Annotated in this window: 21 protein-coding genes; 10 read left to right on the forward strand and 11 right to left on the reverse strand. The window is 55.7% G+C overall.

Annotated elements, in window-relative coordinates; translation table 11 throughout:
• Window positions 1–112: 112 nt before the first annotated feature.
• From IXC47_RS01950 to IXC47_RS01970, 5 genes are all read left to right on the forward strand, one after another.
• Complete coding sequence (locus IXC47_RS01950; protein ID WP_195874535.1) at window positions 113–1,528, forward strand: aminotransferase-like domain-containing protein; 1,416 nt, start codon at window positions 113–115, stop codon at window positions 1,526–1,528.
• Window positions 1,529–1,735: 207 nt separating this feature from the next.
• Window positions 1,736–2,485: a c-type cytochrome gene (locus IXC47_RS01955; protein ID WP_230089336.1), complete on the forward strand. Its 750-nt coding sequence runs from the start codon at window positions 1,736–1,738 to the stop codon at window positions 2,483–2,485.
• 12 nt (window positions 2,486–2,497) lie between these two features.
• Window positions 2,498–3,784 carry a c-type cytochrome gene (locus tag IXC47_RS01960; RefSeq protein ID WP_195874536.1) on the forward strand — a complete coding sequence of 429 codons (1,287 nt, stop codon included), beginning with the start codon at window positions 2,498–2,500 and terminating at the stop codon, window positions 3,782–3,784.
• A gap of 3 nt (window positions 3,785–3,787) precedes the next feature.
• A complete protein-coding gene (locus tag IXC47_RS01965) occupies window positions 3,788–4,249 on the forward strand; it encodes an NINE protein (RefSeq protein WP_175624919.1) in 462 nt (153 codons plus the stop codon).
• Window positions 4,250–4,311: 62 nt separating this feature from the next.
• The gene (locus IXC47_RS01970; RefSeq protein WP_175624918.1) at window positions 4,312–5,262 is read left to right on the forward strand and encodes a LysR substrate-binding domain-containing protein; all 951 of its coding nucleotides are present in this window, start codon (window positions 4,312–4,314) and stop codon (window positions 5,260–5,262) included.
• Between the two features lie 47 nt (window positions 5,263–5,309).
• Here the strand turns inward: IXC47_RS01970 and IXC47_RS01975 are convergent, their stop codons facing one another.
• From IXC47_RS01975 to IXC47_RS01985, 3 genes are all read right to left on the reverse strand, one after another.
• Window positions 5,310–6,407, reverse strand: coding sequence for an enolase C-terminal domain-like protein (locus tag IXC47_RS01975; protein ID WP_195874537.1), 1,098 nt, complete (start codon window positions 6,405–6,407; stop codon window positions 5,310–5,312).
• A 54-nt stretch (window positions 6,408–6,461) separates the two neighbouring features.
• Window positions 6,462–7,529 (reverse strand): carbon-nitrogen hydrolase family protein, encoded by a 1,068-nt coding sequence (locus IXC47_RS01980; protein ID WP_175624916.1) that lies wholly within the window; start codon window positions 7,527–7,529, stop codon window positions 6,462–6,464.
• 152 nt (window positions 7,530–7,681) lie between these two features.
• Window positions 7,682–9,331, reverse strand: a complete 1,650-nt coding sequence (locus tag IXC47_RS01985) for an L-lactate permease (RefSeq protein WP_195874581.1) — start codon at window positions 9,329–9,331, stop codon at window positions 7,682–7,684.
• A 436-nt stretch (window positions 9,332–9,767) separates the two neighbouring features.
• Between IXC47_RS01985 and atzF the strand changes: the two genes are divergently transcribed.
• Complete coding sequence (gene atzF / locus IXC47_RS01990) at window positions 9,768–11,567, forward strand: allophanate hydrolase (protein ID WP_195874538.1); 1,800 nt, start codon at window positions 9,768–9,770, stop codon at window positions 11,565–11,567.
• A gap of 19 nt (window positions 11,568–11,586) precedes the next feature.
• On the forward strand, window positions 11,587–12,294 hold the full coding sequence (locus IXC47_RS01995; protein ID WP_195874539.1) for a GntR family transcriptional regulator: 708 nt from the start codon (window positions 11,587–11,589) through the stop codon (window positions 12,292–12,294).
• A 22-nt stretch (window positions 12,295–12,316) separates the two neighbouring features.
• On the opposite strand, the gene IXC47_RS02000 is transcribed toward IXC47_RS01995, so the two are convergent.
• Window positions 12,317–13,006 (reverse strand): M24 family metallopeptidase, encoded by a 690-nt coding sequence (locus IXC47_RS02000; protein ID WP_195874540.1) that lies wholly within the window; start codon window positions 13,004–13,006, stop codon window positions 12,317–12,319.
• Between the two features lie 246 nt (window positions 13,007–13,252).
• Here IXC47_RS02000 and IXC47_RS02005 point away from each other — a divergent pair, with 246 nt between their 5' ends.
• Window positions 13,253–14,242, forward strand: coding sequence for a GlxA family transcriptional regulator (locus IXC47_RS02005; protein ID WP_195874541.1), 990 nt, complete (start codon window positions 13,253–13,255; stop codon window positions 14,240–14,242).
• On the opposite strand, the gene IXC47_RS02010 is transcribed toward IXC47_RS02005, so the two are convergent.
• The 4 genes from IXC47_RS02010 to IXC47_RS02025 all read right to left on the reverse strand — a co-directional run bounded on the left by IXC47_RS02010 (window position 14,239) and on the right by IXC47_RS02025 (window position 17,789).
• The gene (locus IXC47_RS02010; RefSeq protein ID WP_175624911.1) at window positions 14,239–15,060 is read right to left on the reverse strand and encodes an alpha/beta hydrolase; all 822 of its coding nucleotides are present in this window, start codon (window positions 15,058–15,060) and stop codon (window positions 14,239–14,241) included. The genes IXC47_RS02005 and IXC47_RS02010 overlap by 4 nt on opposite strands.
• 105 nt (window positions 15,061–15,165) lie before the next feature.
• Window positions 15,166–15,963: an ABC transporter ATP-binding protein gene (locus IXC47_RS02015; RefSeq protein ID WP_012080927.1), complete on the reverse strand. Its 798-nt coding sequence runs from the start codon at window positions 15,961–15,963 to the stop codon at window positions 15,166–15,168.
• Window positions 15,956–16,786 carry an ABC transporter permease gene (locus tag IXC47_RS02020; RefSeq protein WP_233588345.1) on the reverse strand — a complete coding sequence of 277 codons (831 nt, stop codon included), beginning with the start codon at window positions 16,784–16,786 and terminating at the stop codon, window positions 15,956–15,958. The genes IXC47_RS02015 and IXC47_RS02020 overlap by 8 nt, the downstream gene beginning before the upstream one ends.
• A gap of 55 nt (window positions 16,787–16,841) precedes the next feature.
• Window positions 16,842–17,789: an ABC transporter substrate-binding protein gene (locus IXC47_RS02025; protein WP_175624910.1), complete on the reverse strand. Its 948-nt coding sequence runs from the start codon at window positions 17,787–17,789 to the stop codon at window positions 16,842–16,844.
• A gap of 305 nt (window positions 17,790–18,094) precedes the next feature.
• Between IXC47_RS02025 and IXC47_RS02030 the strand changes: the two genes are divergently transcribed.
• A complete protein-coding gene (locus tag IXC47_RS02030) occupies window positions 18,095–18,622 on the forward strand; it encodes a GNAT family N-acetyltransferase (RefSeq protein WP_195874542.1) in 528 nt (175 codons plus the stop codon).
• A 41-nt stretch (window positions 18,623–18,663) separates the two neighbouring features.
• Here the strand turns inward: IXC47_RS02030 and IXC47_RS02035 are convergent, their stop codons facing one another.
• The gene (locus IXC47_RS02035) at window positions 18,664–19,596 is read right to left on the reverse strand and encodes an AraC family transcriptional regulator (RefSeq protein WP_175624908.1); all 933 of its coding nucleotides are present in this window, start codon (window positions 19,594–19,596) and stop codon (window positions 18,664–18,666) included.
• A 95-nt stretch (window positions 19,597–19,691) separates the two neighbouring features.
• On the opposite strand from IXC47_RS02035, the gene IXC47_RS02040 reads away from it, so the two are divergent.
• Window positions 19,692–20,438 carry an SDR family oxidoreductase gene (locus IXC47_RS02040; protein ID WP_195874543.1) on the forward strand — a complete coding sequence of 249 codons (747 nt, stop codon included), beginning with the start codon at window positions 19,692–19,694 and terminating at the stop codon, window positions 20,436–20,438.
• An 83-nt stretch (window positions 20,439–20,521) separates the two neighbouring features.
• Here the strand turns inward: IXC47_RS02040 and IXC47_RS02045 are convergent, their stop codons facing one another.
• Together IXC47_RS02045 and IXC47_RS02050 are read right to left on the reverse strand one after the other, a co-directional pair.
• Entirely contained in the window at window positions 20,522–21,718 is a 1,197-nt protein-coding gene (locus IXC47_RS02045) for an acetyl-CoA C-acyltransferase (RefSeq protein ID WP_175624906.1), read from the reverse strand.
• Between the two features lie 13 nt (window positions 21,719–21,731).
• Window positions 21,732–24,119, reverse strand: a complete 2,388-nt coding sequence (locus IXC47_RS02050) for a 3-hydroxyacyl-CoA dehydrogenase/enoyl-CoA hydratase family protein (RefSeq protein ID WP_195874544.1) — start codon at window positions 24,117–24,119, stop codon at window positions 21,732–21,734.
• Window positions 24,120–24,152 lie beyond the last annotated feature (33 nt).

Below are 24,152 nucleotides of genomic sequence, written 5' to 3' on the forward strand. Positions count from 1 at the left end.
GACATTGTAGTCCAGCAAGCGTCGGCAAGCGCGAATAATGTTTTATCATGCACTTGCGCGATAGAAATTTATCCTGATTTCACCCATCCCCCTGCACGCAGAGATTCATTACATGAAATTGTACGAAACGCTCGCCGCCGAACTCGCGCAATCCATACAGGATGGCGTCTTGCGCATGGGTGATCGTCTGCCTTCAGTACGCCAGGCCAGCACCAGTCGCGCGGTCAGCCCATCCACCGTCTTCCAGGCTTACTACCTGCTGGAAGCACGCGGCCTGATAAGGGCGCGCGAACGCTCCGGTTACTACGTAGCCGGTGCCGCGCAGAAATTACCGCCGGAACCGGAACAGGCCTCGCAGCCAGACGAAGCGTCATCGCCTGTCGACATCAGTGAACGCGTGTTTGAAGTCCTGGAATCCGCGAAGATGCGCGACCTGGTGCCGTTCGGTTCCGCCTTCCCCAGCCCTTTGCTATTCCCTATGGCCAGGCTGGCGCGGGCAATGGCATCCAGCGTGCAGCAACTCGATCCGTGGAGCGCCGTCGATGACCTGACACCGGGCAATCCGCAATTGCGTCGTCAGATCGCCTTGCGCTATCTGGCCGACGGCCTGCATATACATAGCGATGAAATCGTCATCACCAACGGTGCGCTGGACGCACTCAATCTGTGCCTGGGTGCAGTGACACGTCCCGGTGATGCGGTACTGGTCGAATCGCCGACCTTCTACGCAGCACTGCAAGCACTGGAACGTAACAGCTTGCACGCGATAGAAGTACCTACCCATCCGCGCGAAGGCATAGACCTCGCAGCGCTGGCGCGCGCCATCGAGCGACACCAGCCAAAAGCATGCTGGCTGATGAGCACCTTCCAGAACCCGCTCGGCAGCCTGATGCCGGATGAAAAAAAACGCGACCTCGTCAAGTTGCTGACACAACATGAAATCCCGCTGATCGAAGACGATGTCTACGGCGAACTCTACTTCGGCGACAAACGACCGATGCCGGCCAAGGCCTATGACAGCAAAGGCCTGGTCATGCATTGCTCGTCTTTCTCCAAATGCCTGGCTCCCGGCTATCGTGTCGGCTGGGCTGCACCCGGCCGTTTTACTCGTGCCGTGGCGCGCCACAAGCTGACCACGACGCTGGCCGCTTCCGCTCCGGCACAGGCAGCACTCGCCACCTATCTGGAAAAAGGCGGCTACGACAAACACCTGCGCCAGTTGCGCCACACACTGTCGGTCCAGCAAACACTCTTCATGGAAGCGATCGCCCGCTACTTTCCGCCGGGTACACAGGCGACACGGCCCAAAGGCGGATATTTCCTATGGCTGGAATTACCAGCCGAAGTAAACGCGCTGGAATTGCACCGCCAGGCATTGGCGCTGGGCATCAGCATTGCACCGGGGCCCATCTTTTCCGCCCATCACGGCTTCACCAATTGCATACGCCTGAACTATGGGCATGCATGGGATGAGCGCAGCGAAACGGCGCTGGCCACGCTAGGTGCATTGGTACAAAAGATGGTCTGAGCCCGCGCGGCGATGCCTTTTTAATCATCACAAAATGGTTATCAGGCACTTGTACGCAAACTGCTATGGTTTTTTGCGCAGCTACTGATGCTAGGCAAAGCAGCGCTGCCCCCTTACCCTTGCAGTATCATGTAGAAAATCCGACAAGCTGCAGAGGGTTAAGCACGCATCATCAGTCCCTCGGCCTAAGACTAGAGACCTATAACAATGAGTGCATCGCACACCATGCGTAGTAAATGCTCAGCCTTGATGCGCCTGCTCGCCAGCGCCAGCCTCGCGCTTGCTGCAACCACGGCAATTGCTGCCGCGGATACGACGCCAGACAACAGAAAAATCCCCGATACCATCGCGCAACGCGTGGCCGCCTGTGTGGTGTGCCACGGCAAGGAAGGCCGCGCCGGCAGCGACGGCTACTATCCACGCATTGCAGGCAAACCAGCCGGCTATCTATATAACCAGCTCATCAACTTCCGCGACGGCAAACGGACTTATCCGGTCATGACCGCCATGCTGGAAAACATGTCGGATACCTACCTGCGCGAAATCGCACAATACTTCTCCGATCAGCATCCGCCCTACCCCGAACCGCAAGCCTCGCAATCAAATCCTGCTGAACTGGAACGGGGTCGTCGCCTGGTGCATGACGGTGACAAAGCCAAAGGTATACCGGCCTGCGTCGCCTGCCATAGCGCAAAAATGACCGGCACCGCACCTGCCATCCCCGGCCTGATCGGTTTGCCGCGTGACTATCTGCTGGGCCAAATAGGCGCATGGAAGATAGGCACGCGCCACGCCGCCAAGCCGGACTGCATGGCCGACATCGTCAAAAAAATGAGTGCGGAAGATATCAGTGCCGCCGCCGCCTGGTTGTCCGAACAGCGCGTACCGGCCGATGCCTCGCCAGCCCCCGCCATCACGGCCAAGCTCCCGCTGGAATGCGGCAAACTCGCACCGTAGGGAAGCAGACCCATGAAACGATCCTATCTCTTGCGCTTTTTCGCTCTGCTGCTCGGCATCTTCACGGTCTTCATCGTCTGGCTATTCCTCGCCAATCGCAACCCTGACCTCGACCAGCCGTCGGTGCCACCTGCCGATCCGGCCCAGCAACTGGTACAAGGTGCCTATCTCGCACGCGTCGGCAATTGCATGAGCTGCCACACCTCGCGCGGCGGCGAGTCCTACGCCGGTGGCCGTGCGGTACCGACCCCGTTTGGCAATATCTATACATCCAACCTGACGCCGGATGACGCAACCGGTCTGGGCAAATGGAATAGCGACGATTTCTGGCAAGCGATGCACAACGGCAAATCGAAAGATGGCAGCCTGCTCTATCCAGCCTTCCCGTACACCAACTACACCAAGGTCACGCGCGCAGATTCGGATGCCATCTTCGCTTACCTGCAAACCCTGCCTGCGGTCAGCCAGCCGAATCGCGCACCTGAGCTGCGCTCCCCTTACGACAACCGTCTCGCACTCTATGTCTGGCGTGCGCTCTACTTCCGTCCCGGCCAGTACGCGAATGATGACAAGCAATCGGTGGAATGGAATCGCGGCGCTTATCTGGCACAGGGCCTGGGCCATTGCAGTGCCTGCCATACCCCGCGCGATAATCTCGGCGGCACTGACCTGAAAGCCGAGCTCGGCGGCGGCATGATCCCGGTGCTGAACTGGTACGCACCGCCATTGAATGGTGACGCCCAGACCAGCCTCGGAAAATGGGAAACCGAACACCTGGCAGCACTGCTGAAAACCGGCGTCGCACCAAGTCGCTCAGTCAGCGGTCCGATGGCAGAAGTGGTATTCGGCAGCCTGCAATATGCGAAGGATGAAGACGTCAAGGCGATGGCGGTTTACCTGAAATCACTACCGCAACAAATCGCGGCACCGGCAGTGACAGCTGAAAGCATCCCGGATGAAACCAAGAGAAACATGATCAAGGCCGGTGCCAAGCTGTATGAAAACCAGTGCGCCAGCTGTCATCAGGAATCCGGCAAAGGTGTGGCCTCCATCTATCCGGCACTGGCCGGTAGCCGCGCTATCACCACACCGGTTGCGACCAATGCCATCCGCATGGTCTTGCATGGCGGCTATGCCCCGAGTACTGCAGGCAATCCGCGTCCTTACGGCATGCCACCATACGGTCACTCGATGACGGATGAAGAAGTCGCCTCTGTCGTGACCTACATCCGCAATTCCTGGGGCAACCAGGCTAGCGCGGTCTCACCCAACGATGTCAATCGTTATCGCTCACGTTAAAACATGCCTGCATCGCATTCATCATCACGTCACACACCACTACTGAGCAGCAAACACAAGAGCAAGACCAGCACCACTTTGCTGGCGGTTTTGCTCGGTGGCACCGGTGCACATCGTTTTTACTTATATGGTCGCAAGGACTTCTGGGCCTGGATTTACTTCTGTGCTTTTGTTCTTTTCATCCTGACCCTGTTCGTCGCGCAGACATCGAGTTCGCTGGCGCTGAATCTGCTCAGCCTGTTTCCTATTCCCGTCTTTGCGGCGTGGATAGAAGCGCTCGTGATCGGCCTCACACCGGATGAGAAATGGGATGCGAAACATAACGAACTGTCGGCACAACAATCCGACTCGCGCTGGTCTGTCGTCATCCTGATCGTGCTCACTTTCGCCTGCACATTCACCACCATCGTCATCAGCATGGCACGCATGACAGATTTATTTCTCACTGGTGGTGCTTACGGTTAATCGCATCTCCGCATAGCGCTCTATAATCGTTCATTGCACATCACCATCGAGATAGCGCATCCATGTCTACTATCGATTTCCGCCTGCCGCCGATTCCTTGCCTGATTGCATTTGAAGCGCGTGCACGCCTGGGCAGCGGTGTACTGGTCGCGCGCGAATTGTGCATTTCACCGAGCGCTGTCAGTCATCGCATCAAGCAACTGGAAGAAGCGACCAATCTGCAACTGTTTCGCAAGACCAGTGGCGAAGCAGTCCTCACCGCCGATGGCCAGGCTTACCTGGAAGCGGTGCGCAATGCGCTGAATACACTGAGTCACTTCGGGCGCAATCCCGCTGCCAGCAGCAAAGTTAAAAAGCAATTGCGCATCGCCGCGCCACCGACCTTTGCCTATCAGATCATCATTCCGCGCCTGAGCTCGTTGCAGGAAAATTTCCCGGCACTGCGTTTTGAGTTACAGCTATCAGTGCCACTGGTCGGTTTGAAAGCGGACGATTCGGATATAGAAATACGTTTCGGCATAGGCCACTATCCCGGCTATCACGTCACGCGCATACTCGATGAAGATGTGGTGCCTATGTGCAGCCCGGAATACCTGGCGCAACACGGTCCGTTTGAGACTTACGAAGACCTGCAGCGCGCGACCTTGCTACGCTGCACGATAGAACCGTGGCATCCATGGTTCCAGGCGGCCGGTCTGGACTGGCGCGAGCCGGTCGGCACACTGCAATTCGTCGATATCGGGTCCTGCATGCAGGCAGCGGCATGGGGTCACGGCGTCGCGCTGGCGCGTCCGAAAATGGCAGCCTCACTGACCGCCAGCGGGCGGCTGGTACCGGTGTTTGATTTGAGTGCGAAGCCTGCCTATTCCTACTTCGCAACTTGCTTGCCGGAAGCCTTGCAACATACGGAGTCGCTGGAAGTGATCAACTGGCTGCGCAGCGACCTTGAGCGTGAAGATGCGATGCAGGCATTGGCGCTGGCCAGCAAACCATCAGGCAAAAGAAAAAAATAGGCAGCACCTCGCACGCGCGGGGCACTGCCTAAAGAGACACACCATCTTCAGAGGGTGTAACGTTCAACGGCTTCCTCTTTCCACTGGATACCGTTGCCAGGACTATCCCGTACGATCGCGTTGCCATTGCGTACCTGCAATGGGTCGACCAGTATCGGATCTGCCATCTGGAAATACTCTATGTAATGCACAGTCGGTGTCACGCGCAGCAAATGCACGCTGATTTCCTGGAAGAAGTGATTCGAGACACGCACATTATTCGCCGCGCACAAACCGACCGTTTGCATCCAGCCCGACACGCCACCTATCTTCATCAGGTCCGGCATCATGTAATCCGATGCCTTCATGCGCAGGCTCTCTGCTACCTGACGAGGCCCCCACAAGTTTTCGCCTAGCTGCAGCGGCGTTTTGATGGCAGCTGCAATTTGCGCATGACCACAGTTGTCGTCGTAACGGGTCGGCTCCTCTATCCACAGCAAACCTTCATCATCCAGCGCCGGACAACGCACCATCGCTTCAGCCACATCCAGACTCTGGTTGTAATCGACCATCAGGCGCGCCGCACCTTCCGTCGCCTTGATCGCTGCACGCACCACCGCAATATCTTCCTGCAAGGTCGGATAGCCGATCTTGATCTTGATCGCCTTGAAGCCGCGCTCCACTGCAGCGGCCACATGCTTGACCGCATCTGCCATCCCATCCATACCGAAACTGGCATACGCAGGGATACCGTCAGCTGCAGTACCACTGCCTACGCTGCCACCCAGCGCACGCACCAGCGGCAGCTGAAGGAACTTCGCATGCGCATCCCACACCGCCATGTCGATACCGGCCAGCACCATGTCCAACAGGCCATAGGTACCGATCAGCATGAAGCGGCTACGCAGACTATTCGTCAGCCCCAGCGGATCCAGCGGCTGACCTTCGAGCAACAAGTTCAGGTCAGTCGCCAGTTGCTTGACTGCGCCCAGCACCAGCGGCGTGTACGTGAAGATATACGCATGACCGCAAACACCGGCATCCGTCTGTACATCCAGCAATAGCATGGGTGCCGCTTGCACCGTGCCGCTCGCCGTTTTCAGCGGCTGTGCGAGCGGTATGATCAACGCACGTACACGCATTTCAGTGATGAGAGGTAAAGACATAATCGCCCTGCTATCTAAAAATGAAAACACCGCCTTCGTAAAGGCGGCTTAACCTTATTGCAAACGGTCGCTGCCGTCAGGTACACGTGACAGTGCAGGCAAAGGCCCGAGCTCGGCAGCAAACTGCGCGCGCTCGGTTTCCGCTTCTGCGTCATTGAACTCGACTGGTGTCAATGCGCGACGATTGACCTTCAATTCGAATACATCGAAACGATTGTAGTAACCGACCACATCCTGGAATTGTTTAGGTACGACGCATTTGGCGAGATCGATATCGGCATAGACGATGCCTTCTTCATCCTGCAAGGTGTCGCTGATAGGCATGCCATCCGGGCCCATGATCATGGAAACGCTCTTCGATGCTTCTTCCATCAGGCGACGTACGCGCGGATCATTACGGCTGATCATGTCGATCGCTTCTGGTGGCAGGAAGCCGGAAGCAACGATGTTGAACATCTTGCCTTCAAACGCAGCAGCACCGGCACGCAGGCGGATCGATGCTTCCAGGTCATACGCCACTTCGCCGGAAGGATGGGTAGGCCAGCGTGGCGAGTATGCGGAGATGTGTACGTTTTCGCCTTGCGCCATCAGTGAGAAGCGCGCCAGTGCGTTTGTGTTTTCACCGCACACCAGTGCGCCGATGCGACCGATACGTGTATCGACCACGCGCAAGCCACTGCCATCACCGCTGGCCCATGCCAGCTTTTCCCAATGGGTGGCGATCAGTTTGCGATGACGATTCAGGATGCTGCCGTCGTCGCCGATCAGGATGTTGGTATCCCAGACACAGCCCATGCTGACAGGTGTGCCTTCATTGATACCCATCGAAACAAACACGCCATGACGACGTGCTGCTTCGCGCAACTGCGCTACTTCCGGGCCATTGATTGTTATCGCTGACGAAGCCAGCTTGAAAAAGAATTCATGCGTTTCAACTGGCGCCCATACACCACACCAGATCGGGAATGCAGAGACAAACGCTTCCGGGAATGCAATCAACGAAGCGCCATTGCGCGCAGCTTCAGCGATCAGGTCGCAAGCTTTATCAATGGTGGCAGGGGTGTCGAAATAGATAGGCGCTGCATGACATGCTGCGGCCTTGAATTTTGGATATTCCTTCATTACTACTCTCCTAAAATATATTTTGAGTCCGGATAGTGAGTCCGAAAGTCACGTGCCACTATAGGCGGGGTACAGCGAAAAAAGAGCGCTTTACAGATTGAAATGATTTGCATCCGGGATGCAGGAAAACTGCATCCCTAATGCCAGAGCCGCTACCAGACCATGCGGGTGAACGGGAACACATACGCCTGCAAGGTGACGAACAGACCAACCAGACAAGCCAGTGCGATCGAATGGAAGAAGACATAGCGCAGGATCTCGCCTTCATGGCCGTACCACTTGGTGGCGGTAGCGGCCACCACGATGGATTGCGCATCGATCATCTTGCCCATCACGCCGCCCGATGAATTGGCTGATGCCATCAACACAGGATTCAGGCCCAGCTGCTCTGCGGTAGTTTTTTGCAAGCCACCGAACAAGACATTCGCTGCAGTATCGGAACCAGTCAGTGCGACGCCCATCCAGCCCAGCAAAGTACCGAAGAAAGGATAGAAGGCACCGGTGTGTGCAAATGCCAAGCCCAGGGTCGAATCCATGCCGGAGTAACGTGTGATGTAACCGAGCGCGAGCATCGCTGCGATGGCGATCAGTGAGTGACGCAGTATCTTCAGCGTGTCCCAATACACGACAAACAATTGCTTGAAGCGATAGCCCATCACCAGGCCGGAAATCATCGACGCAATGAAAATCCCGGTACCGGTTGCAGACAACCAGTTCAGGTTAAAGATGGCGGCTTCCACATGCGGATGCAAAGCGACTGGTGGCATCTTTTGCGTCAACATATGCAACCACGGCCATTCGAAGCGCAGCACCGAGATGCCATCCAGCATCTTCTTCCAGCCCGGTATACCCCACAGGAACACCAGCACCGACAGAATGAACCACGGCAACCACGCGCGTATCACCGCCTCACGTGTATGGGTATGGATCACTGACGCTTGCTGTTGTTGTGGCGCAGCCTTGAACTTGCCAGCAGCCGAAGTCCAGATCGCGGCTGGTTTCCATACGCGCAGGAACAGAGTCAGCAAGACCATGGACGAAATCGCTGCACCAACGTCCACCAGCCACGGACCGTGGAAGTTGGAAATCAGGTACTGCGGTACCGCGAACGCAGCAGCAGCTACCAGGATCGCAGGCCACACAGCCAGCATGCCGCGGAAACCGCAGAAGGCCCAGATTAGCCAGAACGGCACCAGCATGGAAAACACCGGCAGCTGACGACCTACCATGCCCGACAGTTGCAGCATGTCGAGTCCGGTCACGCCAGCCAGCGCGATGATAGGCGTACCCAGTGCACCGAACGCTACCGGTGCGGTATTAGCAATCAGCGACAAACCGGAAGCAGCCAGCGGAGCGAAACCAAGTCCGATCAGCATCGCACCAGTTACTGCTACCGGCGTGCCGAAGCCACCTGCACCTTCAAAGAATGCACCGAAGGAAAACGCCACCAGCAACAGTTGCAAACGTCGGTCCGTCGTAATGCCGGTGATACTTTCCTGCAGCACCTTGAAGTAGCCTTTACGCTCGGTGAGTTGATACAGAAAAATGACGTTCAGGATGATCCAGCCGATAGGCATCAGACCATTTGCCGCGCCGTATGCAGCGGACGACAGCGCACTCGAAGCAGGCATGGTGAAACAGAATATCGCGACCACGATAGCCGAGCCCAGACCGAGCAGCGCGGCAATATGTGCCCTGATATGAAAGAAAGCCAACGCCGACAACATCACGACGACAGGTACTGCCGCCGCCAGCGTTGAGAGTAGCGCGTTGTTAAAAGGATCGTACACGTGTGACCACATCATTTAGTCTCCCAGGAAATGGGTGTAATCGTTAGCAGGCGTGAAGCCGACGTCATTTTTTTAATTGATCTTTACAGCGGAACAGCGACGCAAATTCTGTCATAGCTGATTCCGGCGAAGGCGTGAAAAGGATGCAATCCGATGTGAAGCAAAATGAAATTTGCTATGAGAAGTGAAGTGTTTCGCGACGTGAACATCAGCGAAAAACAACAGAGAGAATTGACGAGAGTAGCGAGAGAAAAACTGCAGAAGAAAGCGCACTCTTATCGTACGCAACATACAAACGCACTCGAAAAGTGCGCGCCCGCACCAAGGCGAAACAGGCCACATGCAAGAGTGCACACATCTGCCCTGCCGTGAGCAAAAGCTTGCCAATTTCCACTGGCATGACTCATGCTAAGACAAATACAAACTTGTATACATAAGGGTATTCAAAATGTTGGGATGGACTATAGTTGATTGGCAAAACGCTTACCGCGACGGTGCAACACCGGCATCTTTACTTCCCGGCTTGCTGGACAGCATGGCGCAGGATGATGCCGCCTGGATCACGCTGATAGACCAGCCTTATCTGGCAACACAACTACAAGCGCTGGAAGCCAGACGTGTATCCGATCCAAATCTGAGCAAGCTGCCTTTGTACGGGGTACCGTTTGCGGCCAAGGACAATATCGATGTGGCAGGCATACGCACTACCGCAGCCTGTCCCGAGTTTGCCTACATCGCGCAACAACATGCGACCGTGGTACGGCGCTTGCTGGATGCAGGCGCTATCGTCATCGGCAAAACCAATCTTGATCAATTCGCTACCGGCCTGGTCGGCATCCGCTCTCCTTACGGCGTCGTGCCAAATACCTTCGATGCGGAATATGTTTCCGGTGGCTCCAGTTCCGGTTCGGCCTCGGTCGTTGCGCGTGGCCTGGTACCGTTTTCACTCGGCACCGATACCGCAGGTTCGGGTCGCGTACCGGCAGGACTTAACAATATCGTCGGACTGAAACCAACGGTAGGTTCACTCAGCGGACGTGGCGTAGTACCGGCATGCCGTACGCTGGATTGCGTTTCCATTTTCGCGACCACCGTCGCTGATGCAGAACTGGTCTATACACAAGCTGCGGGCTACGATGACGCAGATGCCTATTCCCGTGCGCGTCCGGAACAAGTGTCAACCACACTGCCAGCCAAACCGCGTTTCGGCATCCCGGCTGCACCTGAATTCTATGGCGATGCTGTGGCCGAAGCGGCTTATGCAAAAGCACTGGATGCAGTACGTGCCACTGGCGCGGAATGCATCCCGCTCGACTTCTCACTCTTCGATCAAGTCACCGCCCTGCTCTACGATGGCCCATGGGTAGCCGAACGCTATGCCGCCATTGCAGCCTTCGCCGAAGAACATGCGGATGCCATCCATCCGGTCGTACGCAACATCATCTTCCGCGCGCAGGAATTCTCTGCGGCGGATACCTTCAATGCGCAATACAAGCTGGCCGATCTCAAGCGCGCTGCCGACAAGATCATGGCCTCGGTCGATGCCTTGCTGGTACCGACCGCACCGACGCATTACAAAATCGCCGATGTAGCAGCCGATCCGGTACGCCTCAACAGTCATATGGGCAAGTACACCAACTACGTCAATCTGCTGAACTGGTGCGCTCTGGCCGTACCGGCCAACCTGCGTAACGACGGCCTGCCGTTCGGCCTGACGCTGATAGGCCCGGCCTGGTCGGATCAGGCCTTGGCTGCCTACGGAAAACGTTGGCAGGCGCAAACAGGGCTGACGCGTGGTGCTACCGGATTGCCTTATAACGGGGCTGACGCAACGTCATCGACCAAGGAGCAAGTACCGGCAGGTCATTTGCGCATCGCTGTGGTAGGTGCGCACCTGACCGGCATGCCACTGAATCGTGAGCTGACTGAACGCAAAGCCCTGTTGGTAGAAAGCACCCTAACCGCCAGCAATTACCGCCTGTACGCACTGGCACAAACCGTCCCGCCCAAACCCGGCCTGGCGCGCTGCAAGGACGGCGCTGCGATTGCTGTGGAGTTATGGGATATCCCGCTCACCGCCTTCGGCTCCTTTGTCGCTGGTGTACCCGCGCCACTGGGTATAGGCACGCTGGAACTGGCCGACGGCAGGCTAGTGAAGGGTTTCATCTGTGAACCCTATGCACTGGAAAGTGCGCAGGACATTACGGCCTACGGTGGCTGGCGCGCATATTGCAACAAGGCAGCCTGAACTGACTTTTGGAACGTCCATGATCCCCAAGCTTAAATTTGCCAAAGTCCTGCCGGACAGCCTCGCCTCGCAAGCCTATACCCGGCTGAAAGCGGATATCTTTGATTTCCACTTCCTGCCCGGTGATCGCTTTAGCGAAAACGAAATGAGCGAGCGCCTGCAAATGAGCCGTACGCCGGTACGCGAAGCATTATTCCGTTTGCAGCGTGAAGGCTATGTAGAAGTCTTGCACAAGGCAGGCTGGCAAATCCGGCCCTTCGATTTCCAGATGTTTGAGCAGCTGTACGATGTACGCAGCGTGCTCGAATGCGCGGCCGTCGAGCAATTGTGCGCGATGCCGGAAGCACCGCCACTATTGCAGGAACTGGCGGCGCTCTGGTTCGTACCGGAACATGAACGCATCACCGATGTTCCCACCCTCTCGGTGCATGACGAACGCTTCCATGAACAATTGGTGGAAGCCAGTGGCAACGTCGAGATGGCACGCATACATCACGAAATCACCGAACGCATACGCGTCATCCGTCGTCTCGAATTCACCAAGGAAATGCGCATAGAAGTCACCTATACCGAACATGCGCACATCCTGCGTGCCATCATCGAGAAACGCAGCTGTCAGGCCAAGGACCTGCTGCGCGCCCACATCGCCCTGAGTCAATCTGAAGTGAAGAAAATCACAATACAGATGTTGCACCAGGCGCGGCTGGCGGCGCAGCTATCGGCCTGAGCGGAACGGCAACTGATACGGATCAGGCGACGATATAGCTGCTGTCGTCCAGCAGCATGTCTTCAAAGAAAGCACCAAACTGCTGTTCCGGATGACGGATATGGATTTCCAGTATCCAGCGCATGCCGGATGGTGTCGCTGCAAAATCGGCCAGCGAACCCGTGTGTATGGCCGCATGCGGGAAGTCAGATACGCGATGGCCGGGCAGGTCAAAGTTCAATTCCCAGCCACGTTGCCGTGCTTGCTGTTCGGCGTAGCGATACAGCTCTTGTCCGCTCGCCTGCTCCTCTAGCCAGACCTTGCGCACGGCATGAAAAATCTCTTCTGCATCGGCAGCACAGCGTGCGTACTCGGCGTTCTGGCCGACTACAAAAGATGCGCCGCCATCCCCTTCCCATGCTGCAAAACGCGGTGCCATATCGATAAAGAAAATATCGTTTTCCTGCAACACGATGCCCGGCTCGGAAGCCTGCTTCATCGCCTTCATGGTATTCCGGCCGAAGCGTATGCGCGTCGGATGCCAGGTCAGATCCAGGCCGGAAGCGATCAGCGTACGCTTCGCCATATCGACCGCATCCTCTTCCACCATGCCCGGTCGCACCAACGCGGCGATGGTACGTATCGCTTCACGGGTTTTGGCGCGCGCCTGCAACATGCCATCTACTGAAAAAGCCGGGCCTACATCCTCGGCACTGGATATTGCTACTTCCATCTTGCTCTCCTGATTGAATAAGCAGTCGCACATCCCGAAATGAGCTGTGCTGAACCCGTATCCAGTATGCAAAGCAAGAGCAAAAAGCAAAACCATAGTCTGCGGTCTTAATCCGCCAAACATGGCGGCTATCCTGCCAAAGCAATGCTTGCCCCCTGATTCTGTCTATATGCAACTGGCGGCCTGCATCAGGTATGATTTGCACAGATTTATACCAATCCCGAATTTTTCTGCACACCACTTTTCATGCGCAAAATTACGATAGGCCTCGTCGTCTTCCCCCGTTTCCAGATGCTGGACATCGCTGCGCCCGGCGATGCCTTTGCCGAGGTCAAAGTACTCAGCAATGGCGAATGCGAATATGAAATCCTGACCATCGCCACCACGCGCGGGCCTATCCAGTCATCCAGCGGACTGACCGTCATGCCGGATCGCACCATCTTTGATCCCTGCCCGCACTTTGATACGCTGATCGTGCCGGGCGGGCTTGGGGTGTTCGACATCCTGGAAGACACCACGCTGACCGACTGGCTGGCGGCGCAAGGCGAAAGCTGCCGTCGCATAGGCGCGATCTGTAACGGTGTATTCGCACTGGGTGCGGCGGGCATGATCAATGGCAAGACCGTCACCACACACTGGATGGATGCCGCACGCCTGGCGTCCATGTTCCGCAAGGCGACGGTAGAGCCTGACCGGATTTATGTGAAGGACGACAGTCTCTACACCACGGCTGGCGTGACAGCAGGCATCGATTTATCGCTGGCTTTGATAGAAGAAGATTTCGGCAAACAAATGGCACTCGATGTGGCCAAGTATCTCATCGTCTACCTGCGCCGCGCTGGCGGACAATCGCAATTCAGTCCGCTGCTGGAAGTCCAGGTCAAGAACGATTCGCCGGTTGCCGCAGTACAGAACTATGTACTCAACAACCTCAACGTTGAGCATACGCTGCTCAGCATCGCCGATGAAATGCAAATGAGTGCGCGCAATCTGTCGCGCGTCTTCAAGCAGGAAACCGGTTTAACACTGATGAATTTCGTCAATGACGCCCGCATCGATGCGGCACGTCGTTATCTGGAATCGACCGATCTCGGCCTGAGTGAAATTGCCCGCCGTTGCGGACTGACGAATGCAGCTACGCTGCGCCGCATCTTCTCGAAACGATTGGGCATAGGACCGAGCGACTACCGCCAGCGCTTCCGCTCCGACGCCACGATAGCCGCTGCAGCGAATTAAGCAATCCCGGCGATGACGCACACTTCACGCGTAATCGCGCCATCGACCGCGGCCAGATCATTGAGGATAGTAAAGTGATTGCGCTGTGCCAGCGGCACCAGCGCACCCGGCAAGGCATTGCGCGCTGCACCGAACTGCTCGGACTGCCGCTGTAACTCGGCTAACTCATCCGAGCCATACATCAGCGTCAACGGGCGTGGACTGAGCGGCAGCAGTAACGGGCTCAGCTCTTTCTCTTCCGCTGCACTCAGTTGTAGTTTGTTATTCAGGTAGCACAGGCGTATCGGTTCCAGGTCATAGATGCCGCTGATCGCCACACCACCGATCACACCGGGCTCATCGACGCACATGGCAGTCAGGTGCCCACCGGCCGACCAACCGGATACGACTATGCGTTCCACGTCAGCGCCAAACTCTGCGGCATGCTGCCGCAACCAGGCGATGCCCGCCCTTACCTCTGCCACGATTTCAGTCAATGTCGCATCCGGTGCCAGCGTATAACCAATCAGCGCGACATGCATGCCGTGCGCCAACGGTCCTGCAGCGAGAAAGCTGAAGGTTTCCTTGGCACGCATTTGCCAGTAGCCGCCGTGGATAAACACTAGCAGCGGTCCCGGCTTGTTGCCGGCAAAGTAATCGATGCGATTGCGTTCTGCCGGGCCATAGCGCAAATCCAGCCGCTGCCCGTACTCGGCGCGCAAAGCCGCACTGCGCTGATCAAAATCTTTCAATATGGCCGGGCTATCCTTGACCGCCAGCGAGTTGTTGTAACCGGCGTCCAGAGCGGCCTGGTCCATGCCGTGATATATCGAATTCATAGCGGATTCACGTTGTTATTTTATTTGGCTCTTTTTCCGCATGGGCGGAAATCCTATGCCATGGTAGCGCGAATTTCCGCCTTTACGACTATTTTGCTGCCAACTTCAGGCTGCGACTTTGGCCGATACGTGACTGGTCAAATACTGGGTAATATCGCGCCGGATTTCATTGAACTCGACCGCCGTAATATCGCGCGGACGTGCCAGATCCAGCTTGATATCTTCTTCGATGCGGCCCGGGCCAGCTGTCATCACCACCACCCGATCCGACAGCATCACGGCTTCCTCTACCGCATGCGTGACAAACACGACGGTCACCTTGGTACGTTCCCATATTTCCAGCAAATCCTGCTGCAGTTTTTCACGTGTCAACGCATCCAGCGCACCGAACGGCTCATCCATCAGCAAAACTTCACAATCATTCGCCAGCACACGGGCTATCGCCACACGTTGCTTCATGCCGCCGGACAACTGCCCCGGATAGTAATTGGCAAATTTGGTCAGTCCAACCATATCGGTGTAATAAGCCGAGAGTTCTTCCAGCTTGGCCTTGGGCAGATTACGCTGACGCTGACCGAAGCCTATGTTTTCCTTCACGGTCAACCACGGGAACAAGCCGTAATCCTGGAACACCATGCCGCGTTCCGGACTAGGTCCGTCGATAGGCATGCCATACATATTTGCGCTACCGGAAGAAGTCGTTTCAAAGCCAGCCATGATGCGCAACAGCGTCGATTTACCGCAGCCCGAAGCACCGATCAGGCATACGAACTCGCCTTTGTTAATGGTCAGGTTCACTTCACGCAAAGCCTGCACGGTTTGTCCGCCTATCGAAAAAACCTTGCTGACGCCTTTGATATCTATCGCCGGTAAAGGGCGACGTTCGGAGTATGTATCAGACATGATGTTGCGGGCTCCATTTGAGTAAATAATTGTTGATCGCGACCAGGATGCGATCGGTGCTGTAACCAACGATGCCGATCACGACCATGCCTGCAATCACCAGGTCGGTACGCGACAACATGCGACCATCCATAATCACCGCACCCAGGCCTTCCGGTACACCTGTCATCTCACCGACCACGATCAGAATCCAGGCGAAGCCGTGCCCCAGACGCAAGCCATTCAGGATGGATGGCATTGCAGCAGGCAGCACTACCTGACGGAACAACGATGAGCCATTACAGCCCAGCATCAGCGCCGCTTCAAACAAACGGTTATCAACTGCCTTCACACCAAAAGTCGTATTAAAAACAATCGGATAAAACGCACCGAGGAAGACCAGGAAAATCGCTGCGTTCGGACCAATGCCGAAGAAAATCATCGACAGCGGCAACCACGCAGTCACCGGTACTGGACGCAGCAACTGCAAGGTCGGATCGAGCAACTCGCGTATTACCTTGATGCGACCGATCAGCAAACCGAGCGGAATACCGACCAGCGCGGCGGCGAAGAAACCACCGTAGACGCGCGTGACCGATTTCCATAAATGCAGCGGCAAGGTTTCGCTGAAGGCATCGTCGTAGATACCGCCGAACGCGAAGTCATACAACATCAGGCCGACGTCCTTGGGCAGCGGGATCAACTGCGTACCTGACGCCTTGACACCCACATGCCAGCCCAACAGCAACAACAGGGGCACTATCAACGGCGTCAGGCTACGCTTGATACGCGGCCACAACTCAGGCCTGACAACTTTCATCGGTAACTCGACGGTTTGTTCCACGATAAATCCTTCCAGATAAAACTAAGCTAGATACTTGCTGCTTGATACGTCATGCTTACTTCACTTGCTGATTGAAGCTGGCATCAATGAACTTGCCGTAATCAGGCAACTGGCGGATTTGTTTCTTGTCCAGCATTTGCGAACCGTAGTACTTGGCACGCTTGATCCATTCATCATCGAGTTTCCAGGTCAGCTCGACGTTAGGCGCGGCCAGCTCTACGACCTTGGCTGGCAAGCCCAGCTTCTGTTCCGACATCTCGACGAAGGCGCCACGATTCGCCATTGCGTACTCGGTAGCCTGACGATGTATCTTCAGGAAGACCTTGATCAGTTCCTGTTTGTTTTTCAGGTTATCTGCGTGCGTGGTCATGACCATATTCACGGTGCCGGTCGGCGTCGAATACGGGTACTCAACTATCTTGCCGATGCCACGGCTGACGCTGATGGATGGACCAGGTTCTGCACCGACGAATGCATCGATATCATTGCGTTCCAGTGCGGAAGCCATCTCACTGAAAGAGACACGCACAGGCTTGATGTCCTTTACAGTCATGCCCTCTTGTTTCAGGCGATCGAGAATCACCACTTCCTGCGTCGAGCCAGGCAGGATGCCGACGCGCTGGCCTTTCAAATCCTTGATGGAAGCGATCTTGCTGTCAGCACGTGCCACCACTGCCATGCCGCGATTGCACTGCGCTGCGACGATCACGACCGGCTCACCTGCTGCTGCACCCAATGTCGCTGCTGCCAGGCCGTAGGTACCGAAATCAACTGATTTGGTCACGACTGCATTCTTGCCATCGGTTGGTGTTTCAAACGGGATCACTTCTATCTTGTAGCCCGGTGGTGTGAACTTATCGTAGAAGTAAGGCGTGATGCCATGCATCAGTTTAAGAGTGCCGACACGGATCACCTGATCCGCTGCCAGTGCTGATGTAGACGCTGCGGCACAGACAAACGATGCTGCAATCAGGGAGGCAATAAATTTTCTGCGTGGGTGCATGGCTGATCCTTATTAAGTTGACGAGTAAGCGCGCATTCGGCCTGCCAACACCAGATCGGTAATTAGAATACCTTCTTGTGTACAAGCTTAACTACGTCATAGCAAGGTCTGTGCCACTACGATTTTTCGGCAAATAGTCGACAAATTGCTGACTGTGTTCAGAGGGAGATGAGGGATTGCGCCGGATGCAGGCGCAGGGGGTCGCCGTGGTGCGTGCTTGCACTGCTTGAGTGCATTACTTTGCTAACAGATGCTTATCATGCCTCTGTCGTAGAATTTAAATCTGATTGCTACACACCTTAGATATGGAATTTTCTATCCGTCCCGCCTGTCTGCAAGATGCGGCGCTGTTACCCGTCATCGAAAAGTCGGCAGCCCAATTATTCAAAACAGCACCAGGTCTGGAATGGCTTGCTGACAGTGACACTTTGTCCGAGCCCGTACTTATATGCCTTATCTCGCTAGGGACTGTCTGGGTTGCACAGACTGATGCCGGACAAGTCATAGGTTTTATCTGCACAGAGGAGTTCGATGATGAACTGCATATTTGGGAGCTTTCCGTTCACGCAGACTTTCAGCGCATGGGCATAGGTAAACGATTGGTGCAGGAGCCATACAAACATGCATCGGATCGTGGTTTGTCTGCACTCACCTTAACGACCTTCAGCGATGTTAGTTGGAATGCCCCCTGGTATGCACAACTCGGATTTCAGATTGTGTCTGCGTCGGTAGAACAACGCTTAAGGCAATTGCTTGATGCAGAGGTGAAGTATGGTTTGCCAGCAAGCAGGCGAATTGCTATGCGACTATCGATCGCAACGGCCATCAAATAGCAGAGAGCTTTATCTAGCACTCGTTCAAAGTTGAAAACAATTCATGAAACAGCATCCACCTTGTCGGCCACCGCCGCAAGGAGGCGCGATTTGGAATATTGACCAGGCGGCATACCGGTGTGACGAGTGAAAGCAACGGTAAAAGTACTTGATGAACTGTAGCCGACCAACGCCGCCACTTCTGCAATGCTCTTTTTCTGCTCAAGAAAATTTCTGGCCAATGCCATCCGCCACGACAGCAGATAATCCATCGGCGTGACACCCAGAGCCGTGCTGAATCTCTCAAAGAAAGTGGAACGCGACAGCGCCGATGCTTTCGCCAGCAGTGCAACAGTCCACGGCTGCTCCGGATTTTCATGGATGCACCGTATGGCATTCGCCAGACGAATATCGGCGAGTCCACGCAACAGGCCGGGTGAAGTCCCCGCATTGTTGGACGAACGTAAAGCCTCTATCAGCAACACTTCAAGCAGGCGCTCAAGTACCACTTCCCGTGCGGGTCGCTGTGAGCGCGACTCATCTATGACCAACTGAACCAGCGCCGACAGGCGGAGGTCGCCACGAATATGAACCAGCTTCGGCAGCAGCGTCAAAAGCAAGGCAGAATCTGGCGAAGTCAAATGACAGAAACCGACCAGCGTTCTCACATCGGCATCGACTGATAGCAAACCATTGCGATGCTCGCCGTTTTCCAGCAATGCAGGTTCCGTTTGCCATTCGTGATCGGCAGGCACGTCGAAACTCGATACCGAGAATTTCGACATCGAAGGAATCAGCAGGAAATCGCCTGCTTCAACTATCAATGGCGACTCGTCAACCATGTAGCGCATCCTCCCTTCCAGGACGACGCAACAGAACAAGGGCGCATCATCGAATTCACCGCGTACACCCCAGCGCCCGGCACCGGTCACAATTTTTGAATACGCCATCTTGGGCTGAAGAAGGGTGACAACCGAGGTCAAAGGATCAACCATTTCGGACTCTCGCAAACAAATTTAAGACTTTCTATTGTAGATGGTTTGCCGCATCACGACTATCGTTGAGCCTCCCTATTGATGAGAGGACGCACATGAAAACCGTTTTAATCACTGGCTGTTCATCCGGATTCGGTCTTGAAATCGCCAAATATTTCCTGGAACGCAACTGGAATGTCATCGCCACCATGCGTACACCACGCGCTGATGTTTTGCCGCAATCCGAGCACTTACGCATCCTGCAACTAGACGTGACAGATGCCGCGAGCATACGTCGTGCAGTCGAGGAAGCCGGCCCCGTGGATGTCCTGGTAAACAATGCCGGTGTCGGCATGCTGGGACCATTCGAAAGCACGAGCATGGATGCGGTACGCGATGTGTTTGAGACAAATACGTTTGGCACTATGGCCATGACGCAAGCCCTGCTCCCGCAGTTTCGCGCACGCAAATCCGGTGTCATCGTCAACGTGGCATCGTCTGTGACGTTGACGATGACACCTTTGCTACCGGTCTACACGGCCAGCAAGGCAGCGATAGTCGCATTCACCGCATCGCTGGCACTGGAGCTGCAGGAATTCAATATCAGGGTGGGTACGGTATTGCCCGGCATGGCACCGGAAACCGCATTTGCCAGCAATGCTCATGCACGGGTCGCGCAGACATTTCCTGATGACTATGCAGCCACCATGAATGCAGTGCTGTCGGGATTCCAGAACTACCAGGGTGCAGTAACGCATGCGATCGATGTCGCCAAAGTGGTCTGGCAAGTGACGCAAGACAATACGACTGCATTCCGTGTTCCTGCTGGCGCCGATGCCGTTGAATGGTTCGAGCAGAGTTGATCGCGGACGGAATGAACAAGGCCATCGGGCAGAAAAAAAGCACAGGGTATAAATCCTGTGCTTTTTTATGAGGCGGTGTTGCCTTACATTTTCTCAAAAATCCCCGCAGCCCCCATACCCGTACCCACGCACATCGTCACCATCCCATACTTCAGATTCTTGCGACGCAGTGCATGCACCACGGTCGCCGAGCGAATCGCACCAGTCGCGCCCAATGGATGGCCCAGCGCAATCGCGCCGCCCATAGGATTGACCTTGGCCGGATCAAGGCCCAGATCCTGAATAACAGCCAAGGCTTGCGCGGCAAAGGCTTCATTCAGCTCTATCCAGTCCATCTGATCCTGCTTCAGGCCTGCAGCACGCAAGGCGGCCGGAATCGCTTCCTTCGGACCTATGCCCATGATTTCCGGTGGTACGCCGCGCACGGCGAAGGAGACGAAGCGTGCCAGCGGTGTCAGGTTGAATTGCTTGAGGATTTTTTCGCTGACCAGGATGAGCGCCCCTGCACCATCCGAAGTTTGCGAGCTGTTGCCTGCAGTGACTGACCCTTTAGGCGAAAACACTGGGCGCAGTTTGGCGAGTGCTTCGAGGTTGGTGTCGGCACGTGCGCCTTCATCCATGTTCACGATGCGGGTGCTGACATCAATTTGGCCAGTCGACAGATTCGGGAAGCGCTCGACGATTTCCACCGCCGTCATTTCATTATTAAATTCGCCGCTTTGCTGCGCCGCTAATGCTTTCAGGTGTGAATTCAGTGCGAATTGATCTTGTGCTTCGCGGCTGACTTTCCATTGCGTCGCGACTTTCTCTGCGGTCAGGCCCATGCCGTAGGCCATGCCTATATTTTCTTCCTTGAAGATGCCCATGTTCATCGACGGATGGTGGCCCATCATAGGTACCATGGACATGGACTCGGCACCGGCAGCGATCATGACATCAGCCTCGCCCACACGGATGCGGTCCGCTGCCATGGCAATTGCGGTCAGGCCGGATGCGCAGTAGCGATTCACTGTGACACCGCCCACGGTCTTCGGCAGACCTGCCAGCAGCACGCCCATGCGCGCCATGTTCAAACCCTGCTCCGCTTCCGGGAAAGAACAGCCGACGATGGCATCCTCAATCAGGTTCGGATCCAGCGATGGCACTTGCGCCAAAGCTGATTGCAAGGCATGCACCAGCAAATCATCCGGCCGCGTATTCTTGAACATCCCGCGTGGCGCCTTACCGATAGGCGTACGTGTCGCGGCAACGATGTAGGCATCTTGAAGTTGTTTGCTCATCTTATGCTCCTGATCAGTTGCGCACTGGTTTACCGGTCTGCATCATGCCCATGATGCGTTCCTGGGTTTTAGGGTTGTTCAGCAATTCCATGAAGGCCTTGCGCTCGTGATCCAGCAGCCATTGCTCATCGACCAGGCTGCCCTGCTCGATGTCACCGCCGCTGACGACTTCCGCAATCATCATGCCGAGCTTGTAATCATGTGCCGAGATGAAACCACCATCACGCATATTGAGGAGCTGCGCACCTATCGTCGCCAGGCCGTATTTACCGGTCAAAGGCACCAGTGCTTTACGTGGTGCACGATAGCCTGCGTCGAACATGGCGCGTGCCTGTGTCTTCGCGATGTGCAGCAACTCATAGGCATTAAAGACGATGATGTCATCACTCTTCAGGTAACCCATGGTTTGCGCTTCCAGTGCGGAACGCGAGACCGCAGCCGTGGCTGCGTTCATGTAGTAGTTTTTGAGGAATTGCAGGATGTCGTTACCGCGCGCATCGCTGGCCGCGCGAGCAGCCGCTTCTTTCAAACCACCACCGGCAGGAATGAGGCCGACGCCGACTTCAACCAGACCGATGTAGGACTCGATCGAAGCAACACGCTTGGCGGCATGCAGGAGCAATTCGCAGCCACCGCCCAGCGCCAGTCCGGCGACCGCGGCAACCACCGGCACATTCGCATATTTCAATGCCTGGTGCGCCTGCTGCAATTTGACGACTTCGGGCTCTATCGCTTTCACACCGCCAGACATGAAGAGCGGCAGCATCGATTGCAAATCAGCACCCGCCGAGAACGCGCCACCTTCGGCGGCATCCGCGTGCCAGATGACCAGGCCTTTGTAGTTCTGCTCTGCTTCTTCTATCGCGCGCTTGATGCCTGCAGTGACGCCGGCACCGATGACGTGCATTTTTGTTTTGAAGGACAGGATGAGGACTTCATCATCCTGATGCCAGATGCGTACAGACTCATCTTCAAATACGGTGGCACCTGCTGTCTGACCATTCGCACCATTGTCACCAACCAGCGCAGCGCGGAAGGCCTGGCGTTGATAGACAGGAAGATGGGAGCGCGGAATGTTTTTCTTTTGCTTGGGCGACCATGAACCATCCGCCGCATGCACGCCATTGCGTCCGTCGAATACCCATGCCGGCAACGGCGCATTGCTGAGTGCCTTGCCTGCATCTATGTCTTCCTTGACCCAGGTCGCGATCTGTTGCCAGCCTGCGGCTTGCCAGGTTTCGAACGGGCCATTATTCCAGCCGAAGCCCCAGCGCAAGGCGAAGTCTATGTCGCGTGCGTTATCGGCGATGGATTCCAGATGCACGGCAATGTAGTGGAAGGCATCGCGGAAGATGGCCCACAGGAATTGCGCTTGTGGATTGGTGGAGTCGTGCAGCGCTTTCATGCGCTTGGCCGGATCTTTTTCTTTCAGGATGCGGCCGATCAAGTCATCTGCCTTGCCGCCACCGGCGACGTAATCTGCTTTGGCCGGATCGATGCGCAGGATATCCTTGCCGACTTTTTTATAAAACCCGGCACCGGCTTTTTGTCCGAGTGCGCCGCCACCTATCAGCTTGGTGAGGATGTCCGGCGTTTTATATACCGGGAAGAAAGGATCGTCCTGCAAAGTGTTTTGCATGGTGGTGATCACATGCGCCATGGTGTCGAGACCGACCACATCGGCAGTGCGGAAGGTGCCTGATTTGGCACGTCCCAGCTTGCTACCGGTCAGGTCATCCACCACGTCCACGGTGAGGCCGAATTTTTCAGCTTCATGCATGGTAGCCAGCATGCCAAAGATACCGACGCGATTGGCAATGAAGTTAGGCGTATCGTAGGCACGCACCACACCCTTGCCCAGGGTCGAAGTGAGGAAGCCTTCCAACTGATCAAGGATTTCCGCTTTGGTCGCGGCGGTCGGTATCAATTCCACCAGATGCATATAACGCGGCGGGTTGAAGAAGTGCACACCGCAGAAACGGGCTTTCAAATCCGCTGCAAATCCTTCGGACAATGCGGTGATGGAGAGGCCGGAAGTATTCGATGCAAAGATGGTGTTGGCTGCGATGTGCGGCGCAACCTTTTTATACAGGTCATGCTTCCAGTCCATGCGCTCGGCGATCGCTTCGATGATGAGGTCGCAATCCTTGAGCTTTTCCAGGTCATCTTCGTAGTTCGCCACTTCGATCAAAGGCGCGTAATCAACGTTCGCCAAAGGTGCCGGACTGAGTTTTTTAAGGTTCTCGACCGCGCGCAAGACGATGCCGTTTTTTGGGCCTTCCTTGGCTGGCAGGTCGAACAATATGACCGGCACTTTGGCATTCACGCAATGCGCGGCAATTTGCGCGCCCATCACGCCCGCGCCTAATACGGCGACTTTCCTGACGATGAAATTTGACATGCCTAAACCTCTCAATGAGTAATGCGTATTTTT

It is taken from the genome of Herminiimonas contaminans (assembly GCF_015645465.1).
GTDB classification, from domain to species: domain Bacteria; phylum Pseudomonadota; class Gammaproteobacteria; order Burkholderiales; family Burkholderiaceae_D; genus Oxalicibacterium; species Oxalicibacterium contaminans.

What these genes read in the sequence shown, in the direction of transcription:
- IXC47_RS01950 (WP_195874535.1), top strand. Translation starts at nt 113, where the DNA reads ATGAAATTGTACGAAACGCTCGCCGCCGAACTCGCGCAATCCATACAG.
- IXC47_RS01955 (WP_230089336.1), top strand. Translation starts at nt 1,736, where the DNA reads ATGAGTGCATCGCACACCATGCGTAGTAAATGCTCAGCCTTGATGCGC.
- IXC47_RS01960 (WP_195874536.1), top strand. Translation starts at nt 2,498, where the DNA reads ATGAAACGATCCTATCTCTTGCGCTTTTTCGCTCTGCTGCTCGGCATC.
- IXC47_RS01965 (WP_175624919.1), top strand. Translation starts at nt 3,788, where the DNA reads ATGCCTGCATCGCATTCATCATCACGTCACACACCACTACTGAGCAGC.
- IXC47_RS01970 (WP_175624918.1), top strand. Translation starts at nt 4,312, where the DNA reads ATGTCTACTATCGATTTCCGCCTGCCGCCGATTCCTTGCCTGATTGCA.
- IXC47_RS01975 (WP_195874537.1), bottom strand. Translation starts at nt 6,407, where the DNA reads ATGTCTTTACCTCTCATCACTGAAATGCGTGTACGTGCGTTGATCATA.
- IXC47_RS01980 (WP_175624916.1), bottom strand. Translation starts at nt 7,529, where the DNA reads ATGAAGGAATATCCAAAATTCAAGGCCGCAGCATGTCATGCAGCGCCT.
- IXC47_RS01985 (WP_195874581.1), bottom strand. Translation starts at nt 9,331, where the DNA reads ATGTGGTCACACGTGTACGATCCTTTTAACAACGCGCTACTCTCAACG.
- atzF (WP_195874538.1), top strand. Translation starts at nt 9,768, where the DNA reads ATGTTGGGATGGACTATAGTTGATTGGCAAAACGCTTACCGCGACGGT.
- IXC47_RS01995 (WP_195874539.1), top strand. Translation starts at nt 11,587, where the DNA reads ATGATCCCCAAGCTTAAATTTGCCAAAGTCCTGCCGGACAGCCTCGCC.
- IXC47_RS02000 (WP_195874540.1), bottom strand. Translation starts at nt 13,006, where the DNA reads ATGGAAGTAGCAATATCCAGTGCCGAGGATGTAGGCCCGGCTTTTTCA.
- IXC47_RS02005 (WP_195874541.1), top strand. Translation starts at nt 13,253, where the DNA reads ATGCGCAAAATTACGATAGGCCTCGTCGTCTTCCCCCGTTTCCAGATG.
- IXC47_RS02010 (WP_175624911.1), bottom strand. Translation starts at nt 15,060, where the DNA reads ATGAATTCGATATATCACGGCATGGACCAGGCCGCTCTGGACGCCGGT.
- IXC47_RS02015 (WP_012080927.1), bottom strand. Translation starts at nt 15,963, where the DNA reads ATGTCTGATACATACTCCGAACGTCGCCCTTTACCGGCGATAGATATC.
- IXC47_RS02025 (WP_175624910.1), bottom strand. Translation starts at nt 17,789, where the DNA reads ATGCACCCACGCAGAAAATTTATTGCCTCCCTGATTGCAGCATCGTTT.
- IXC47_RS02030 (WP_195874542.1), top strand. Translation starts at nt 18,095, where the DNA reads ATGGAATTTTCTATCCGTCCCGCCTGTCTGCAAGATGCGGCGCTGTTA.
- IXC47_RS02035 (WP_175624908.1), bottom strand. Translation starts at nt 19,596, where the DNA reads ATGGTTGATCCTTTGACCTCGGTTGTCACCCTTCTTCAGCCCAAGATG.
- IXC47_RS02040 (WP_195874543.1), top strand. Translation starts at nt 19,692, where the DNA reads ATGAAAACCGTTTTAATCACTGGCTGTTCATCCGGATTCGGTCTTGAA.
- IXC47_RS02045 (WP_175624906.1), bottom strand. Translation starts at nt 21,718, where the DNA reads ATGAGCAAACAACTTCAAGATGCCTACATCGTTGCCGCGACACGTACG.
- IXC47_RS02050 (WP_195874544.1), bottom strand. Translation starts at nt 24,119, where the DNA reads ATGTCAAATTTCATCGTCAGGAAAGTCGCCGTATTAGGCGCGGGCGTG.